The sequence below is a fragment of the Enterococcus sp. C63 genome, assembly GCF_040887215.1.
Lineage (GTDB): Bacteria > Bacillota > Bacilli > Lactobacillales > Enterococcaceae > Enterococcus_B > Enterococcus_B hirae.
Map to the genome: position 1 here is coordinate 116,490 of NZ_JBFOFI010000008.1, position 19,074 is coordinate 135,563.

Sequence of the window (19,074 nt, forward strand, 5' to 3'; positions counted from 1 at the left end):
TAACGCCTCAAAAGATAGATAATTTGTTTTACAGGGATCAACTTGTATAATTATTAGAAAATCAAATAATACACCAGTCAATATAACTTGTCCTAGCGCTAAATTAGGAATACTCTCTTTGGAAACACTATCTAATGAAGACATTGTTCTATCCAGTAAACGCAACTCATTGTCATACCCAAAAGTACAAAAAAGACACCTTCCAAAAAATGGAAAGTGTCTTGAAACGATACAATGGACTGGTACTCGATTTCTCTCGAAATCTCCGTCCCATACTGTATTCGTAAGCGAATAAATTCGCAACGACTCCAGCAATTAACGTTTTGAGAACTGTGAAGCTTTACGAGCTTTCTTAAGACCTGGTTAGCCCAACCATTTTTTCAAACAGCCTCACAATGCTTTAATAGCTACGATTTAAAGAGACTGAAATATGAAAAATTTTATTGACTTTCAATTTATTTGAAGGCAATGGTGTCAATTACTTGCGAGCCGATTTGATGCTATAAAAGAATACTATTGAGTAGAATATCTCCATCAAACTTGTATAAAGAAACCTTGAAAGTAGCATTAATACTCGTTTACTTTCTTATGGCCGTTAGGCTTTTACAGTAAAACACATTAAACAAAGTCAATAGAATGCTAGGCCCTCCTAACGTCTCTATTGACTTTATTTATTAGGTGTGTAATTTTGTCAGTGTCCGAGGAACTCGCGAATTGGCTAACATCTTGACTTGTCCTAAAACCTTCTCAGCATCTCAAGCTAACCGACTGCTTTAGTTAGATTTTTTCAAACCTTTCTTGCTTAATTCTCAGAACCTGACAAAATAATTGTTAACATTCAATTTAATATATCAAATTGATTTTTTTGTAGTTGCGACTCAATTATACTAGCTTCAATCCCAATCTCCTTTACTAATCCATCAACAATTGATTGATAATAACTCCGTTGTAATTCCCTAGAATTATCAACTGTAAAAGGAAAATCCGATTCTAATAAGATTCTTGATAAAGGCACTTTTTTCATCAATAACTTGCCTTTCTTAGTTAAGAGCATATTTGAGTTAAACGAGAAGTAGCAGCCTAGATTAACAGCCTCTTCAACCTCTCTCTCATCACCTTGAAACCAATGAAGTATTTTCTTTCCACCTTTATATTGCTTCAAGAGTTCTAAAACCTTTTTCTCAGCTTTTCTTGAATGAATTGTAAAAATCTTATTAGATTCATTAGTAGTCATCTGTAAAATCTTTTCAAATACTTCTATTTGATTGACTAATGACTGTTTGTTCCGATTACTAGCATCAATTCCCACTTCACCTATATAGCGCGTTTTACTTATCTGAGATTCAAACTTTTTTAATTGATTAGGAAACTGAGAAATTAACTCTGGGTGATAACCCAAAGCATGTTTGAGGTACTTTGATTCTGAAATAGTCGCTTTATTTTTTTCAAATAATGATGGTAAATTTGTCACCGCAAGTGTATATATCTTTTGCTGATTTATTTGTTGAACCATCCTCGTTAGATCCCCAGCTAAATCTACATGACAATGTGTATCAAAGTAATTCATCATTTTATACCTCATTAATTAATTTCTCAATCTCACACATTCCGATAGAATAAACACGTGCATATCTCTTTAAACTTCCTACTTCAAGAGGTCCCGAGTATTGAACACGAGAAATTGGATTGGAACGCTGATTCTAAAAGATAGCAATTTTTAAAGCGTTTAATGTTTCTCTCCCTACAGTGTTTTCATATTTTTTATAACGATAAGGAGTGGTATCTTGAATATCTGATGATAGGATAGAAGCTCTTCTTATTGTACATGGAAGACAATACCCACAATGAATAGGTTCTGAGAATCCACTCCATCTTGCTTGTTCAGGATGAGAACAAGACATGGTATTGACAAGATTCTGATTTAAAAAAGACGGATCTAGACATTGCTGGACCATCTCTCCTTTAGTTAACAACTGGTACGGATTTACTATCGAAATATTAATTCCCACAAATTCAAGAACTTTTCTAAATAAGTTCATATAGTAAGGATGCGTTGTTCTTGTACTACTACTGCCATTTCTCAATTCAAATAATGGCACATTTAACGATACAAATCCATTTTCAGGAATTATTAATTGTCCGCCACTATGTGTCAGAGCGATAGCATGAGAGAAAAACATAAACGATCGACTTCTAGTTGTAGGTTCATCCAATTCTGTTAATGATTTCATTGCAGTTGCATAAAATGATACAAAATTGCAATCGGAGAGTTTTTCAAATTTTTCTATAAGCTTTGTTTGAAGAACCTGTTGATAGTCCTTGGTTCCTTTACTCCCACCCCCATAATGACTAACAAAAATAGGAGAAAACTCATTGTCGGAAGTCAGCATATCAATAGCACCAATAAAAGAATCTAATCCACCAGAAAACATACAAACATTTTTTCCGATTCCCTCATCTTCCATATAAAAATCCATCTTACGAAGTTTTATCTCATTTTCACTATATTCTCTTTTTTTAAAAATTATTGTCCAGTTGTCACCAGTAAGAAAAGAGAGCATTTCTTCCAGAACTTTTTGAGCTACTTTCCATTTTTCAAGTAATAATACATAAATAGTCATATTAATTTCCCTAGTCCATCCATCTTTGGCACTTGAACGAGGAATTCTACGGTCGGCTGCGTATATAAAATTGGAAATTGATAAAAGATCAATTCTAGCATCATCCAGTACTGAGAAAAATCTATTATCACTTCTTCTAAAGAAATTATCACGAAAATCCTCTGGAGAGTCTAGATTCACGGTAAACGCTAAAGAAGAACAACTGATATTTGAGATATTTTTATTCATAGTTTCCACCTATTATTTCCATTACTCCTTCAAAAACAGTGTCAATAATTTTAGCAGTTGGTTGATTAAGCTGAGAGTTCTTCAACATTACATAAATTTTACTGTCAACAAAGTCTCTCAATTCCTGCTCCTTTAAAGATAGCGTCTCAGGATCTTCAACATATTTTTCAACACCATAACCAAGGTCTTTCAATAAGAGACCCGTTATATAATTTTTTAGGTACTCACAAAGTAAATCATCAATAAATTCGCTCGATATGCTGTTTGCCTCTCCAATATCAAGGTTCTGTTCATCAATCATGTCATAGAATGTCATCATGGTATCAATTGTTGCTTTTCGTGCTACAGCTTCTTCCTTTGACTTACCTATTGGAGCAATAATTCCAGCCAATTCCGAAAGAGCTTCATCCAAAGTTTTCCCCTCGGATGAAAGGCGAAATGAATCTAATGTAGCCTTTAGCCCGATATCATTAACTTGAGTTATGAAATCATTAATTCCAGAAAACCCTACTTTACCACCGATGGACGAGTTCGCCAAAGCTTTCGCTCCACCACTGGCTTTTACGTATTTTCCAAACAGTGAAGACGGATTTCCACCTGAATTGTTCATATATTTTCCAAATTCCGTCTTTGCATTTTTCCAACTATTATCATTGTAATCATCCGGTAAAAGTGGATTCTTGCTTGGACCACCAAATGACGAAGATGTTCCCATTTAATTCACCCCTGTTTTTTTAGAATATTGTCCAGATTACTATTCTGACCTCGCCATTTGTCTATCAAATCTACTAATTTTTTATCATTATTATCTTGCTTAAGATAATTCTTAAATAATACACCCGCTGCACTTGGAATTTTTTTACCGCTTAATGAGTTAAGAAAATAAATCGTTTCATCCAGTACATCTGCATTATTAGAAATCCACTCAAAAAGGTTTTGAAAATCTTTAGAACTATACATATCCTTACTACTTGATAGATTGTCCGACAAAATTCTAGCAATTTCTACCTTATCAAATCTTTGAATAGTGTCTTTCTTTTCAATTGCGGAATTTAGACTGGCCGATCCCTTTTATTGCAAGAATTTCAATATCGTTTGACCATTTTTGCTAAGTTTAAGAGTACCAATATTAGCTTGATTTTTTTGTGTATCACGAGTGAAGAATAAATACTCTCGCAAATCAGCATCCTTTAATGACGGTGTTATTGTTAACCAATTTTTTCCCCACTCATCTTGGAAAAAGGTATTTAGTGGATTTTGTGGACTACGTATATCCTTTTCCAAATCCTCTAATTCTTCAACAATGCCTGTTTCGGATTTGTTTGAAAGAATACTTATTTGTTCGTATGCTGCTGGTTTAAAATATTCTAGAAGCATAATTTTTGTTAATATTTTTCTGTCTAATTCAACGCCATAAGATTTAGCCATAATTTCACGCATTTTCATAGTATTCAAAAATCTTTTACATTGTCTTGGATTTCCATTAAGCCCTACTGCTAACAGTCTAGATAATTGAAGAGCAATAGTATACACTTCTTTTAATTCGTCGAAGTATTCCTCTTCAGAATACTTCGATAAAGTCTTCTGTAATTCAAACTTAAGCCTTTTATCTATTCTCTCGGTGTTAATTTGGATGAATATTGATCCTGATAAACCTTCATCTTCGAAAGAATCTTCCAAAAGTAAACAGAAGATATAGTATTCGACTTCTTTCGCATTTAATTGCGGAATTTTAATAGGGTATTGTACAAGTTTTTCGAGATACTCTTGACCAATATCTATTTGTCTTCCTTCTATTTCAGCAAACTTTCTTTCAACTGAATATGAAATATGTCGTTCATCTGCACCGATTATAAAAACTGTATTTCCAGTAAAAACAAAAAGTCTCATCGCTTCTAAGGTTTCAATAATCGTATCAGGACTACATCGATCAAGTTCATCAATAAAAACTACTAATTTCTCAATTTTACTTTCTAAAAGAAGTTCAGCGAACTCCGCTTGGAATTTTTTTAAATCCTTCCGTAATTCATTATGGTTTAACTCGTCCCTTAAGAATCTCAGTAGCTTTTTTACTCAATCCTTCACGAGCGCTAATAGTATCTAAAATGCTTTCTAAAAGAACAGATTTGGCATCTTCATAACCCTCGAACATCCAGCCATTGAAGTTTAAAACATCAATCTTTTCGCTACTTCTCTTTTCCGTTAAATTTTTAATAGCCATTTTAATTAGACTAGATTTTCCTGAACCCCAATCACCATAAACTCCAATAGTTGCTGGAAGTAATTTTTTATTATCTATTAATTCTGTTAACAACTCTGTTAAGTAATCAAAATTCAGATAATCTACCTCAGTTTCACTATCTCGCCACATATTTATTCTCCCTTTTAAAATTTTTCAACTCATATCTTTACAAACTTTTTTTAAACATAGAAATAGAAGAGCTATTTATCTATCAAACCACTCGGAAATCTCATCCGGTGTCTTCTCTACGTACAATTTCATTAACTTCGGTCGTATAGACTGAAATATCCGTACCAATTCTTCTCCACCAAACAGGGTACAAAATGGCTTAGCCATCAAATCTTGTGATAGATTAGAAATCATCCTTTCCGTGGCTTTATCGTCATCTAACACATTGATTAATTTTCCAATCAAATATTCTTCTGAAAATTCAATACTTTCTTTTCCCGCAAGACTATCTATCGAATTGTTTATCATTTTAATGATTTTGTCTTTTTCGCCAAACTTTATTTCGCCGCTCACTTCAATAAAGTCGTTTGTATCCGATGCAATAATAATTGCTGCCTCTTCTTTTTCTTTATCCGTTAGCTCTTTCAATTTATCTGAATTGACAACTTGTTCATTCACGATATCTGATACATAGCGCGTCATAATCTTTGGAAAAATATCGGCAAAACAATCATCAATAAATTCTTCTATCGGATAACCAACTTCATTTTCCCATGCAGGATTTTTAAACTCACCAGTATAAAACTCTTCTTTGATAGCTTTCACAACTTCTGGATGTTCTTGAACTATTGTAGTCTGCCCTTTTAACTGCAAGTAGTCCGCAATATATTCTTCAATATCACCAAAGTAAAACCAGCCTACCGGTTTCCCACTAATACTAGACAATTGGTTAATGACACTTTCAGGGGCCAGCGCATAGCCTTGAACATAGGAACTGATTGTTGGTTTCTTTATCCCCAAGCGATTGCCCAACTCTGTAAAGGACAGATTCATACTCTCTTTGATTTCCTTGATACGTTGTCCTACCTTCACTTTATCAGGCTGTAATAAACCAAACATAGATTACTTCCTCCTTGTCATTTTTCCCCATTATACCACTCGTATAAAATTTCGTATATATTTTTTCATTAAATCTCTTGACTTCGTATAAACAAACGTATAAAATACAAATCATAGATGGCCGACTATATTTTTTAAACCAATCGTATAAAATTTCGTATATTTAAAAAGGAGGGCTATTATGCCAATTAAAATCAATGATCTCACCTTACCAAAAGAAAAACTGGAAAAAGAATCCAAGTCGTCAATGTCACTCGTTGGCAAAAAGATGGCGAAATTCTAGGTTGGAGTTATGAATGCATCCTACCCAAACTGCGCTATGAAAAAATCAGTGTCAAAGTCAAATCCGAACATCCTGTGATTACTCTTGAAGATCTTAATCAACAAGGCTTAGCTATGGTTACATTCACCAATTTGGTGATTGCACCTTGGGGACGATCCAACGGTCAATTCGTCAGTTATGGCTTATCGGCCACGGCAGATGTGGCAACTTTGATTCCGAAAAAACAAGGTAACACTGCATAAAACTAATTTTCCTATGGGTTTGTTGGGTGGTTAGGACGAAACGGCGGGGCAGCGCCATAGAGCCGCTTCTGTCCGTTAAGACCACTCAAATAAATCCATAGGCTGGAAGGACTGCTTTGCAGGACTTCCCTTTAACTTGATTTATAGAACAACATCAGGAGAAAAACGATGGTTCTTTGACAACTGAATACACATTAAGGAGTGATGATTTTTGAAAGCTTATAATCAGAAAATCATTGAAACTCCCACGTACCTTGAAATTTATGATTATGAAGCAATCATTACTCCCAAACAAAAAACAGGAAATATTGAAACCAATCCAAAACGAAAAAAAGAATTAGCCTGGCTTTATGAAGAAGAAAATACGACTACTGCTAAAAGAAAAAACTATGATGACCTATCTGCTCAAGGACAATATGACAGCTTAAAACGAAAACAAAAATACTATCAAAATATGCGCTTTGAAATTGCTCGACTCGTGGATATGAACTTTGACAATCGGACAAAATTTTTAACTCTCACTTTCAGAGAAAACGTTCAAAACATTGAGTACGCGAATAATGAATTCAAAAAATTTATCAAACGACTAAACTACGAACTCTATCATACAAAAAAAGCAAACCTAAAATACCTTGCCACGTGGGAAAAACAAGAACGAGGTGCCATCCATTACCACATCATCCTGTTTGACTTTCCTTTTATCTCCATCAATCGCCTTACTACCATCTGGGGACATGGATTTGTCAAAATCAACAAGATCGATGTGGATAGCATCGAAAATCGCGGGCAATATATCAGTAAATACTTCGATAAGGACTTGGATTTGAAAGAGCATAAAAGAAAGGCGTTCTTCAAATCACGTAACCTCAAAGTGCCCAGCGTCACAAAGCAACTTGTGGATCACCCTTTTGATACCACAAGCCAAGACATACTTTATACCAATGAGTATCTTGTAAGGCGTCCGATATTTTACAGTGCGATAAATGAAGGAGGGAATCCTGAACAAGTGATGAATTTCCAAGAAAGCACTGTTCGCTATACCAAGATTAAAAAATAGTCCATTATTCCGTATGTAAAATTCAAAGGAAGTGAGAATATGACCGAAATGAAAATTTTACTCAGTGATGATCAGATAGGCATCATTTCTACTCAACTATCTGATTTAATCAAAACTGAGATTGAAAAAATTAAAACGCAAGAGAATCTACAACACCGCTATATGAATAAGAAGCAAACTTTTAACTATCTACAGGTTTCCAATAATACGTTAGATGGCTGGATTAAAGATGGCTTACCCATTATTCAAATCCACGGTTCAAATAGATTTGACCGGATCGCCATTGATCTATGGCTTGCAAGCCTAGCAAAATAATCCCGACATCGTTATACTCCATATATATAGTATTTGATTTCGGCTCGCAAATTCGGAGGTAAATACTATGACAATTAGCAAAACAGAAAATGAGACTTACCGTTTACGGCTTTACTATCCGCAAGATATCCAAGAGATGATAGGAGTAAGCAAACTTTATTCCAAAACTTTCAAAACTAGAACGGAGGCAAAAGAGGCAGAAATTGATTTTTATGCCAAGATTAAAGAGCTACGGGAAAACAAAGAAAAGAATGCTTCTGAACTAGGTGGCGAAGCCCTGTTCAAAGATTTTTATGAAGATATCTGGATTGATGCTTATACAGCTGGTTTAACTTCTAGAAACACGAAGTCTCCCACTCCAGTTACAATCATGAATACAAAAGATATTTTTCGACTCCATATCTTACCAATGTTCGGGAAATACACGTTGAACTATCTGAATCACAACAAAGCCTTTGTTCTAAAAATCATGACACAAAAGGCTGCCGAATACGTAAATTTCAAAATATTACGTAGTTACGTTAATTCTATTTTTGATTGGGCGGAAGAGCTTGAATACATCGAACGGAATAAACTAGAAAAATCGCTTAAACGGATCAACGCTACTAAGAAAAACCAATTGCAAGAAGCTAAAAAAGAAGAAGATTTATACCTCTCCTTTGAACAACTTCAAGAATGGCTAACTGCCTTTCAAAGCGATTATGAAAGTGGGCAATTGACTTTACAGGACTATGTATTATTTCTGACTACTTTCTTTTTATCCGATCGCAAATCAGAAACTTACGCTATCAAATGGAAAAACGTGAATTTCACGACTTCCCAGATTACGATTGGTAAAGCCTTGGATAAATTTGGTAATGAAAAAAGCACAAAAGGGAATAAAACGACAATTTTCCATATTCCAAATGAACTAAAGCAATTACTTCAACAGTGGAAAGTCCAACAAAAAGAAGAACTAGCTCAGTTTGAAATCGAACAAACCGAAGAACAGCTACTCTTTACCTTCTTTGATGATAAAGGGAATACCAATCAAAGACTTCATACAGATTATTTGAACTACCGCATGAAATTCATTGAGCGACGACATAAACACCTTACCCATGCGACCCCACACAAGTTACGGCATACTGGGGCAACTTTAGTCAAACAATCTGGTGTAGCTCTGGAACAGATTTCTGAGGCATTGACTCACAGCGATACAAACATCACGAGAACCTATGTAAACGCACCAAATGTCATTCAAATGCCCATTGGTGAAATTGCCTATCGCAATTTATCTCAAAAAGATGCAGACCGGAATGGTGTCAACTCAAAAAAAGACGCTTCGCAAAGGAATTGCGAAACGCCTGAAAGTACTGATATAAAGCGAATATTAACGTTTTGAGAACTGTGAAGCTTTACGAGCTTTCTTAAGACCTGGTTTTTTACGTTCAACCATACGTGCGTCACGAGTAAGTAAGCCAGCACGTTTAAGAGCTAGACGGAAGTCAGGATCAACTTCTAGCAATGCACGAGCGATACCATGACGGATAGCTCCTGATTGTCCAGCGTAGCCTCCGCCGTTTACGTTAACAAATACGTCATAAGCGCCTTTTGTTTCAGTAACAGCGAAAGGTTGATTGATTACTTCACGCAAGTCAGCATGTGGAATGTATTCTTCAACATCTTTTTTGTTTACAGTAATTTTACCAGTTCCTGGTACTAAACGTACACGAGCAACTGCATTTTTACGACGGCCTGTGCCGATATATTGAACTTGTGCCAATGAAATTCCCTCCTATTAGATTAAGTTTGTAATGTCTAAAACTTCTGGTTGTTGTGCTGCATGTGGATGCTCAGCTCCAGCGTATACATTCAATTTTGTAAATTGTTTGCGGCCTAAAGTATTTTTAGGAAGCATTCCTTTTACAGAAGTTTCGATCAAACGACGAGAATTTTTAGCACGCAATTCGCCAGCAGTGATTGATTTCAATCCTCCTGGGTAGTTGCTGTGACGGTAATAAATTTTATCAGTCGCTTTTTTACCTGTTAATTTCACTTTATCTGCATTGATGACGATGACGAAATCGCCAGTGTCCAAATGAGGTGTGAAAGTTGGTTTATTTTTACCACGTAGTACAGATGCAACAACTGTTGAAAGACGTCCCAATGGAACATCAGTTGCGTCTACTACATACCATTTACGTTCTACTTCGCCTGGTTTGGCCATATATGTTGTACGCACGTTAGTTTCCTCCAATTTAAGTTCTGATGTTTGACATACACTTCGAGTTTCCGGGGCTCTTTGTGGGGCAAACAATACCATTTAACATATTACCTGCTAATCCCCTTAATGTCAACGTTTTTTCTTAGCAATCCAAAACTTTCGTTTTTATTGCCCGTATCCTTGTGATGCACTCATTCTTTTTTAGAACGAAGAACGTTTCTTTCTCTTCTAAAATAAAAACTGCAAGGAAAATAACTTCCCTCGCAGTTTTTCTACTATTATATAATATCATCAGCTGATGATTATTTTACGCATCGATTTCTGGAGCTTTTCCTAAATGAGCTTGGATCATCCAGATTCGTTTTTCAGTCGCTGTTTTGAATTCGATAAAGATATCTTGTGTTGGGTCGTCGCCTTCCTCACCAGCTACTTCAATTCCTTTTTGGTAAAGGTCTGCCAAATAGCGGTAGCCTTTCACAAGAATTTCCAAGCGTTCTGGAATAGTCCGATCCCAATTGCCTACTTCGTCAGGAATATTGGTGTTGTCTGCAAATTCACGTAAGGTTGAATAAGGAGAACCATCTAGTGTGATCAAACGCTCTGAGATTTCATCTAATTGTTCATTCAAGTCATCCATAAATTCATCCATCATTGGGTGCAATGTCAAGAAACCTGGTCCACGCATATACCAATGTGTTTGGTGAACAACAACAGACATTTGACTCAAGTCTGCAACTAATTGATTTAATACTTCTTTTGTTTGTGGAAATTTCATTTTCTTTTCTCCTCCTAACTTTTGTCTACAATAAAATCATAGTAAACTTTAAGACAAAAGTACAATAAAACCAATTAGTTGAGAACGATTTTCATCCTATCATTTCTTAGAAAAGACTTTCTATTGCTTTAGTCGTTTTTTCTAGTTCTTACACTATTCCTCTCTTATTCCGTCATTCTACTTTTTCATCCTATTTTTCATTCATAGTACTTAAAGTTTGACGTAAATGTGCTAAAGGCTGATAAGTTGCCGCTACTTGTTTTTGTGTTTCAACAAAAATCGGAAAGATTTTTTGATATGTCTCTTTGACCGTTTGTTGAACTGGTACTTGTGAAGCAAGCTGTACTTTTTCTATAGCTTCGCTTAAATCAGTGATCTTCCCGATACTTTGCCACCCTAAGAAAACGGCTCCTAAAGCGGAGGCTTCAGACACCGCCGGGAAAATGAGCGGATACCCCAAAACGTCAGCCATTAATTGGCGAAAGACAGGCGATTGTGAGAATCCGCCTGTAGCTCTAATTTCTGTTAACTGATCTTCTGAACAAACTCCTGTCAAAATCCTTTTTAGATTGAAACAAATCCCTTCTAGAATGGCTCGCATCATTTCTTTTTCCGTGTGGTCTCTTTGCAAACCTAAAAAACTCCCAGAAGCTTCTGCCTCCCATAGAGGGGCTCGTTCTCCTAATAAATAGGGCTGAAAGAGTAATCCGTTCGCTCCTGGTGGGACAAACGTAATTGCTGAGAAAAGGGCATCGTAAGGACTTTCACCTTGGTCAATAGCTGCTTGTGTTACTTCTTGCATCAAAGTTTGACTTGCCCAATCAAAAATCCCCGCACCATTACTTGTTGCGCCACCGACTACCCAGTGTGTACGATCCAGTACATAACAGAAGGTTTCCATCTCTGGATGTAGTTGTGGTTTATCTGTAATAAATCTTAATGCCCCACTGGTTCCGACTGTTAACGCAGCTACCTTTTCGCCAAAAGCTCCTAGCCCCAAATTAGATAAAGGACCATCAGCACCGCCCAAAACAAATGATATATCATTTTCTAATCCTAGGATTTCTTGCATTTCTTTTGATAATCCATTGAGTATCGTGGTTGACGGCATCACTGCAGGTAGTTGTTCTTGAGTGATTGATAAGTAATTTAACGCTTCTTCTGCCCATTTGAATTGATGGATATCAAAATAACCTGTGCCTGAGGCTGTACTGTAGTCACAGACTAGTTGCCCAAACAAACGGTAAAAGATATATTCTTTTATGCTAATATAATATGCCACTTGCTTCGTTAATCCTGGTCGTGTTTCGTTCAACCAATAGATTTTAACTAGTGGCGTCATTGGGTGGATTGGGGTGCCTGTTTGTTGATAAAAGTGAAACCCTAGTTGGCTGTTTTTTAGTTTTTCAGCTTGTGTTTTCGCACGATTATCTGCCCAAGTGATCATGCGGGTCAAAGGGTGTTTATTGTCATCTAACAGAATCAAACTGTGCATCGCTGTTGAAAAGGCAATCACTTCTATAGTTGTCGACTTCGGTAACCGTTTGACGACTTCTTTGATTACTGTACATACACCGTGGAAGATCAATTCTGGGTCTTGTTCTGCCATTCCTGGTGCTTCTTGGATCATCGGATTAAGGAAATACGCTGAAGCGATGACTTCAGCTTGCTCGTTGAATGCCACTGCTTTTGTTTGTGTCGTACCGATATCGACTCCGATCGAAATCTTCATTTTGTCACCTCTACTAAAAATAAATAAAATGGTTGTTATTGGCGTATCTTTCTTTAAAAGGAGGCCCTCGCTATGTTTCTCTATTTTATCATTGGTTGTTGCATTGGTTCGTTCTTATGCTTAGTGGCACAACGCCTACCACAAGGACACTCTATTATTTACCCACGGTCTCATTGTGTCAACTGTCAGCATGTACTGGCTTGGTATGAACTGGTCCCATTGCTTTCCATCTGTTACCAACGTTTTCGTTGTCGAAACTGTCGCAGCAAGCTTTCACCGATTTATTTTATAGCAGAATGTATCGGTGGTTGTTTATCTGTTTGGCTATTTTATTTTTCACAGCGCCCAGACGGGTTACTTATTTTTTGGTTTTTGTCAGCCTTTTTACTCTCGTTAATGGATAGTTTGTATTTGATGATCGAGGGAAGAACGCTTTATTTTATCTGGTTTATCTTATGGATGACTTGGTTGATCAAAGGAGAATTTCAATGGCTTAGTTTTGCTGTTTTATTCTTGATCAGTTTTTTCCTTACTCGTTACGGGAGTGAATTTTTAGGTTTAGGTGATGTTTTATTACTTTTAAGCTGGAGTGGCGGTCTAACTCTCAATCAACTTATGCAACTTCTCTTTCTTGCTAGTTTATTGGGATTACTTTTTTTCTTTATTTTTCTCTCTCACGATAAAAAATCTAAAAGAGTACCTTTTGTGCCTTTTTTGAGTGTCGCACTTTTTCTCCTTCATGCGTGGTAAATTAGTTGTCTACTTATTGGTCATCAACGGTCTTGATGCGAGCCTTTTAACTGATGATGATTAATGACTTGACGGACTTCGCTTATTTGCCTCATTACGTACGCTTTTGATAGCTTAGTATCTTTTCTGCTTGCTGTCATTCAACAAACGATAATGAACCTTGATTTATAAAAAAATGGATCAACCAGATGGCCGATCCATTGACACTTAGATAACTTTACCTAAAAATTATAAAAACCACTAAATTCACAGCAAGCCAAAGCATGACCAGCTTTTATCCCTAACTGAAATTCTTCAAAATGCAATGTGTCTTATTTTCCAGACCAATGTTTACGTAAAAAACTCCCTCGTCCAGAGCCTTCTCGGTAAAGATTATAGTGGATTTTATTCTTCTTATAATAGTCTTGATGATACTCCTCAGCGGGATAAAACTCACTTCGGGGTTCGATTTTTGTGACAATCGGACGATCGAATCGACCACTTTCTTGTAGTTGTTTCTTTGATGCTTCAGCGATTTCACGTTCTTCTTCATTGCTATAATAAATGACCGGTCGATAAGAGTCTCCGCGATCAGCAAATTGACCGAAAGCATCCGTTGGGTCTGTTTGTTGCCAGTAGATTTCGACTAACTGTTCATAAGAAACCAGAGACGGATCATACTCGATTTCTACCGCTTCCGTATGACCTGTCGTACCCGTGGTTACTTGTTCATAGGTAGGATTTGGGACATGTCCCCCCGTATAGCCAGAGGTTACCGCTATGATTCCTGGCTGTGTTTCAAAAGGTTTGACCATGCACCAAAAACAACCACCTGCAAAAACTGCTTTTTTCGTCATATAAAATCCCCCTTTGTCTTTCATCATACCTTGATTTATAAAAGGGTGATACTGTTTTGCTTACCTTCGAAACGAATAAACAAAGAATCGATACTCCTATACTTACCTGCTTGCTTTATTAAGATAGAGTATTGCAGTATTTTCTTTTTTACTAATCTTTTCATTGATTTGATTTTTTTATCCATCTATTTAAAAGTATATACAATACTCCTAGGACTTAAACCTAAACGACATTTATTGTTCTCACATTTTTTACATTTATTGAAAGAAATACTCATTTTACCCCCTCCCGGTATTTTCATCAATTTTCCCAATTTTCATTCTCTTTTGTGGATAACTTTCTTTTTCCTCTCAACTGTTTTTTCCACAAGAGAGAATAAACGGTTTTTCTTTTTCCTTGTGGATAGTTCTTTTATATTATACTTTTCCACAGATTTTGAATTAACAACCGCTAAAATTTTTAACTTCAGGGGGACACGTTATGCAAAAAAACTAATTTCACTGATAAAATTCAACAAATTTTACCAAGTAAGTCAGTAAAGAATTCTGGTACGCTAGTAGATCAAGACAGCCCAAAAAATCTACTTGAAAAATTGATTCTCAATACCACACATCCTTCGTCCTCACATTCCCAACTACAAGAAGAAGTTTTTATACTTCAAGCTCAACAAGCACTCGCATCACTTACTGAAACATTTGGTTCAAACTCGATTATGTATCGTTTATTATCTGAAAAAATCTCAACCCATTCGACCCTACATAGCAAAAAGAACAATGTTTCACCTGAACGATGAACAAAAATGATTTAGTATACCAACCTTTAGCAAGTTTCACTAAGCAATTCAATGATTCATGGACCTATTTTTCTAGAAGTACAAAAATAAGAAAAAATGCTCGTCCGTAATGAACAAATTCTCAATTTCGTTTGTTTCTATCAACTTTAGCACGACAAAAAAAACAGAGCTAAGATGTTCATCTTAGCTCTGTTTGGTGTCACATTATTTTGTTTGTTCATTCATTGCATCTTCTGCAGCCATTTGTGCTTCGATGTCTGAAATACTATAAACATTTTCACTTGCAACACCGACTTCTTTTGGTTCCATGTTACGGTAACGAGCCATACCAGTACCAGCTGGGATGATTTTACCGATGATAACATTTTCTTTCAAACCAAGAAGTGGATCTTTTTTACCTCGGATCGCAGCATCAGTCAAGACACGAGTTGTTTCTTGGAAGGATGCAGCAGATAAGAAGCTGTTTGTTTCTAATGATGCTTTTGTAATACCTAGTAGGACTGGGCGAGATGTTGCAGGTACGCCTCCAGCTACCAATGTATTGTAGTTTTGGTCTTTGAAGTCAGCAATATCCATCAATGTACCTGGTAAGATATCCGTATCACCTGGATCCATTACACGGACTTTACGTAACATTTGTCGAACCATTACTTCGATATGTTTATCGCCGATTTCTACCCCTTGCATACGGTATACACGTTGTACTTCACGCAGCAAGTAGTTTTCAACTGATAATACATCACGAACTTGTAACAATTGTTTAGGATCGATTGAACCTTCCGTTAATGGTGCACCACGGTGGATCATATCGCCTTCAGCGACTTTCATACGTGCTGTATAAGGAACAGTATACGTACGTGTGTCGGTTTTCCCTTTGATTGTTACTTCTTTTGTACGAGTTGAAGCATCTTCTGAGATATCGATGACGTCACCAGTTACTTCGGTGATCACTGCTTGCCCTTTAGGATTACGTGCTTCAAAAATTTCTTGGACACGAGGAAGACCTTGAGTGATATCGTCTCCGGCTACCCCACCGGTATGGAAGGTACGCATTGTCAACTGAGTACCTGGTTCTCCGATTGATTGAGCGGCGATCGTCCCAACTGCTTCACCAACTTCAACGTCAGATCCAGTTGCCAAGTTACGTCCATAACAGTGTTTGCAGACACCATGTTTTGTGTTACATGTGAAGACAGAACGGATTGTGACAGTTTCCACACCTGCATCCACGATTTGTTTTGCAATATCTTCTGAAATCAATTGGTTACCAGCGATGATCAATTCGTTCGTTTCTGGATCACGTACTTCTTTACGTGTGTAACGACCGATCAAACGATCTTCTAATGATTCAATGATTTCGTTTCCTTCACGAATCGCTTGGATTTCAAGACCGCGGTCTGTTCCACAATCTTCTTCACGAATAATAACGTCTTGGGCAACGTCAACCAAACGACGAGTCAAGTAACCTGAATCGGCTGTCTTCAAGGCAGTATCGGTCATCCCTTTACGAGCCCCGTGAGTAGAGATAAACATTTCTAAGACAGAAAGTCCTTCACGGAAGTTTGAGATGATCGGTAATTCCATGATTCGACCATTCGGAGCAGCCATCAGTCCACGCATACCAGCAAGCTGAGTAAAGTTGGAGATGTTACCACGGGCTCCAGAGTCAGACATCATGAAGATTGGGTTTTTCGCTTCTAACCCTTCCATCAGTTTTTGTTGGATGCTATCTTTAGCAGCATTCCAAACAGCGATTACTCGTTCATAACGTTCGTCATCAGTAATCAATCCACGACGGAATTGTTTTGTAATTGTTTCAACTTGTTTATGGGCATTTTCGATGATTCCTTGTTTTTCATTCAGTACACTGATATCTGCGATACCTACTGTGATACCAGCATGTGTAGAATGTTTATACCCTAAGTCTTTCATTCGGTCAAGCATCTTAGAAGTTTCAGTTACTTTGAAACGTTTGAAGACTTCCGCAATGATATTTCCTAGATTTTTCTTCTTGAATGGTAAGACTAATTCTTGCTCTTTGATATGTGCAGGAATATCTGTACCTGCTTCAACAAAATATTTATCCGGTGTTTGTACCGTTAAGTTGAAGTCTGTTGGTTCATTCAAGTAAGGGAACTCTGGCGGCATGATCTCATTAAAGATGATCTTACCAACAGTTGTAATCATCGTACGTTCTTTTTGCCAGTCAGTAAATGGTTTTTCACCTAATGAATTAGGGTTCACACCGATACGTGAGTGTAAATGAACGTAGCCGTTACGCCATGCGATCACAGCTTCGTTTTGGTCACGGAAGACCATTCCTTCACCTTCACGACCTTCTTCTTCCATTGTTAGGTAGTAGTTACCTAAAACCATATCTTGGGAAGGTGTTACAACTGGTTTACCGTCTTTTGGATTCAAAATGTTTTGAGCAGCTAGCATCAACATACGAGCTTCCGCTTGTGCTTCTTCGTTCAATGGTACGTGAACGGCCATTTGGTCTCCATCAAAGTCGGCATTATAAGCTTCACATACAAGTGGGTGCAAACGAATCGCACGACCTTGTACTAAAACAGGTTCAAATGCTTGGATACCAAGTCTGTGTAGCGTAGGTGCTCGGTTAAGTAGTACTGGGTGTTCTTTGATTACGTCTTCCAAGACATCCCAAACTTCGTCTTCTTGACGTTCGATTTTACGTTTCGCATTTTTGATGTTAGAAGCTAGTTCACGTTGAACCAATTCACGCATCACAAATGGTTTAAATAGTTCGATCGCCATTTCTTTTGGCAACCCACATTGATACATTTTCAAGAAAGGTCCTACAACGATAACGGAACGTCCTGAATAGTCAACACGTTTACCAAGTAAGTTTTGACGGAAACGACCTTGTTTCCCTTTCAACATGTGAGAAAGAGATTTCAATGGACGGTTACCTGGTCCAGTAACTGGACGGCCACGACGACCATTATCGATCAACGCATCAACAGCTTCTTGTAACATCCGTTTTTCGTTTTGGACGATGATTCCTGGAGCATTCAAATCTAACAAGCGTTTCAAACGGTTATTACGGTTGATTACTCGACGGTAAAGATCATTCAAATCACTTGTTGCAAAACGTCCACCTTCTAATTGCACCATTGGTCGTAAATCTGGTGGAATAACTGGAATAACGTCCATAACCATCCAACTTGGTTCATTTCCTGAAGCACGGAAAGCTTCTAAAATGTCCAAACGGCGGATCGCACGAGTCCGTTTTTGCCCTTGGGCAGATTTCAATTCTTCTTTCAATTCAGCTGCTTCAGCATCTAAATCAACACTGTCTAGTAATTGTTTGATTGCTTCTGCACCCATTGCTGCTTGGAATTCTTGTCCATATTGTTCACGTTTTTCGCGGTATTCACGTTCTGTCAACAATTGTTTTTTCTCTAAGTTGGTATTTCCTGGTTCGATAACCACATATGAAGCAAAATAAATGATTTCTTCTAAGGCACGAGGACTCATGTCTAAAACAAGTCCCATACGAGAAGGAATTCCTTTAAAGTACCAGATATGTGAAACAGGTGCTGCTAATTCAATGTGACCCATACGTTCACGACGAACTTTTGAACGTGTCACTTCAACACCGCATCGGTCACAAACGATTCCTTTATAACGGATACGTTTGTATTTTCCGCAGGCACATTCCCAGTCTTTCGTAGGACCAAAAATCCGCTCACAGAACAACCCTTCGCGTTCAGGTTTTAAGGTACGATAGTTAATCGTCTCAGGTTTTTTTACTTCACCATAAGACCAGCTTCTGATTTTTTCGGGAGAAGCCAAACCTATTTGCATACTTTCGAATTTATTTACATCGATCAAAAGGGGTTCCCTCCATTTCGTTTAATGGCAAAACCGCAAGGCGGCTGATCATCGACCGCCTTACAGC

The 19,074-nt window shown here is 37.1% G+C and carries 17 protein-coding genes and 1 pseudogene; 5 read left to right on the forward strand and 13 right to left on the reverse strand.

Going from position 1 to position 19,074, the window contains the following annotated elements; genetic code table 11:
• Positions 1–838: 838 nt before the first annotated feature.
• The 7 genes from qatD to AB3H90_RS12125 all read right to left on the reverse strand — a co-directional run bounded on the left by qatD (position 839) and on the right by AB3H90_RS12125 (position 6,159).
• A complete protein-coding gene (qatD, locus tag AB3H90_RS12095) occupies positions 839–1,567 on the reverse strand; it encodes a Qat anti-phage system TatD family nuclease QatD (protein ID WP_368016787.1) in 729 nt (242 codons plus the stop codon).
• Between the two features lie 133 nt (positions 1,568–1,700).
• A complete protein-coding gene (gene qatC, locus AB3H90_RS12100; protein ID WP_368016788.1) occupies positions 1,701–2,849 on the reverse strand; it encodes a Qat anti-phage system QueC-like protein QatC in 1,149 nt (382 codons plus the stop codon).
• A complete protein-coding gene (locus AB3H90_RS12105; RefSeq protein WP_368016789.1) occupies positions 2,842–3,564 on the reverse strand; it encodes a hypothetical protein in 723 nt (240 codons plus the stop codon). Before AB3H90_RS12105 ends, qatC begins: the two co-directional genes overlap by 8 nt.
• A 5-nt stretch (positions 3,565–3,569) precedes the next feature.
• On the reverse strand, positions 3,570–3,809 hold the full coding sequence (locus AB3H90_RS12110) for a hypothetical protein (protein WP_368016790.1): 240 nt from the start codon (positions 3,807–3,809) through the stop codon (positions 3,570–3,572).
• 111 nt (positions 3,810–3,920) lie between these two features.
• A complete protein-coding gene (locus tag AB3H90_RS12115) occupies positions 3,921–4,910 on the reverse strand; it encodes a P-loop NTPase fold protein (protein WP_368016805.1) in 990 nt (329 codons plus the stop codon).
• Positions 4,879–5,220, reverse strand: coding sequence for a P-loop NTPase fold protein (locus AB3H90_RS12120; protein ID WP_368016791.1), 342 nt, complete (start codon positions 5,218–5,220; stop codon positions 4,879–4,881). Before AB3H90_RS12120 ends, AB3H90_RS12115 begins: the two co-directional genes overlap by 32 nt.
• 75 nt (positions 5,221–5,295) lie before the next feature.
• Positions 5,296–6,159 carry a helix-turn-helix domain-containing protein gene (locus AB3H90_RS12125; RefSeq protein ID WP_368016792.1) on the reverse strand — a complete coding sequence of 288 codons (864 nt, stop codon included), beginning with the start codon at positions 6,157–6,159 and terminating at the stop codon, positions 5,296–5,298.
• A gap of 181 nt (positions 6,160–6,340) precedes the next feature.
• Here AB3H90_RS12125 and AB3H90_RS12130 point away from each other — a divergent pair.
• The 4 genes and pseudogenes from AB3H90_RS12130 (at position 6,341) to xerC (ending at position 9,440) form a co-directional block, all read left to right on the forward strand.
• A pseudogene (locus AB3H90_RS12130) lies at positions 6,341–6,684 on the forward strand (hypothetical protein).
• A 211-nt stretch (positions 6,685–6,895) separates the two neighbouring features.
• Positions 6,896–7,741: a Rep protein gene (locus AB3H90_RS12135; RefSeq protein WP_368016793.1), complete on the forward strand. Its 846-nt coding sequence runs from the start codon at positions 6,896–6,898 to the stop codon at positions 7,739–7,741.
• A 39-nt stretch (positions 7,742–7,780) separates the two neighbouring features.
• Positions 7,781–8,056 (forward strand): DNA-binding protein, encoded by a 276-nt coding sequence (locus AB3H90_RS12140; RefSeq protein ID WP_368016794.1) that lies wholly within the window; start codon positions 7,781–7,783, stop codon positions 8,054–8,056.
• Between the two features lie 67 nt (positions 8,057–8,123).
• Positions 8,124–9,440, forward strand: coding sequence for a tyrosine recombinase XerC (xerC, locus tag AB3H90_RS12145; RefSeq protein WP_368016795.1), 1,317 nt, complete (start codon positions 8,124–8,126; stop codon positions 9,438–9,440).
• Here the strand turns inward: xerC and rpsI are convergent.
• The 4 genes from rpsI to AB3H90_RS12165 all read right to left on the reverse strand — a co-directional run bounded on the left by rpsI (position 9,429) and on the right by AB3H90_RS12165 (position 12,769).
• Positions 9,429–9,821, reverse strand: coding sequence for a 30S ribosomal protein S9 (gene rpsI / locus AB3H90_RS12150; protein WP_002287505.1), 393 nt, complete (start codon positions 9,819–9,821; stop codon positions 9,429–9,431). The two genes, xerC and rpsI, sit on opposite strands and share 12 nt — an antisense overlap.
• Positions 9,822–9,836: 15 nt before the next feature.
• Complete coding sequence (gene rplM / locus AB3H90_RS12155) at positions 9,837–10,265, reverse strand: 50S ribosomal protein L13 (RefSeq protein ID WP_034686358.1); 429 nt, start codon at positions 10,263–10,265, stop codon at positions 9,837–9,839.
• 304 nt (positions 10,266–10,569) lie between these two features.
• A complete protein-coding gene (locus AB3H90_RS12160) occupies positions 10,570–11,037 on the reverse strand; it encodes a DNA starvation/stationary phase protection protein (protein ID WP_010720679.1) in 468 nt (155 codons plus the stop codon).
• A gap of 190 nt (positions 11,038–11,227) precedes the next feature.
• Positions 11,228–12,769 (reverse strand): gluconokinase, encoded by a 1,542-nt coding sequence (locus tag AB3H90_RS12165; protein ID WP_368016796.1) that lies wholly within the window; start codon positions 12,767–12,769, stop codon positions 11,228–11,230.
• A gap of 72 nt (positions 12,770–12,841) precedes the next feature.
• On the opposite strand from AB3H90_RS12165, the gene AB3H90_RS12170 reads away from it, so the two are divergent.
• Positions 12,842–13,519 (forward strand): prepilin peptidase, encoded by a 678-nt coding sequence (locus AB3H90_RS12170; protein WP_368016797.1) that lies wholly within the window; start codon positions 12,842–12,844, stop codon positions 13,517–13,519.
• 311 nt (positions 13,520–13,830) lie between these two features.
• Here AB3H90_RS12170 and msrA read toward each other — a convergent pair whose 3' ends face one another.
• Positions 13,831–14,355 carry a peptide-methionine (S)-S-oxide reductase MsrA gene (gene msrA, locus AB3H90_RS12175; protein ID WP_010720682.1) on the reverse strand — a complete coding sequence of 175 codons (525 nt, stop codon included), beginning with the start codon at positions 14,353–14,355 and terminating at the stop codon, positions 13,831–13,833.
• Between the two features lie 998 nt (positions 14,356–15,353).
• A complete protein-coding gene (rpoC, locus tag AB3H90_RS12180) occupies positions 15,354–19,007 on the reverse strand; it encodes a DNA-directed RNA polymerase subunit beta' (protein ID WP_010720683.1) in 3,654 nt (1,217 codons plus the stop codon).
• Positions 19,008–19,074 lie beyond the last annotated feature (67 nt).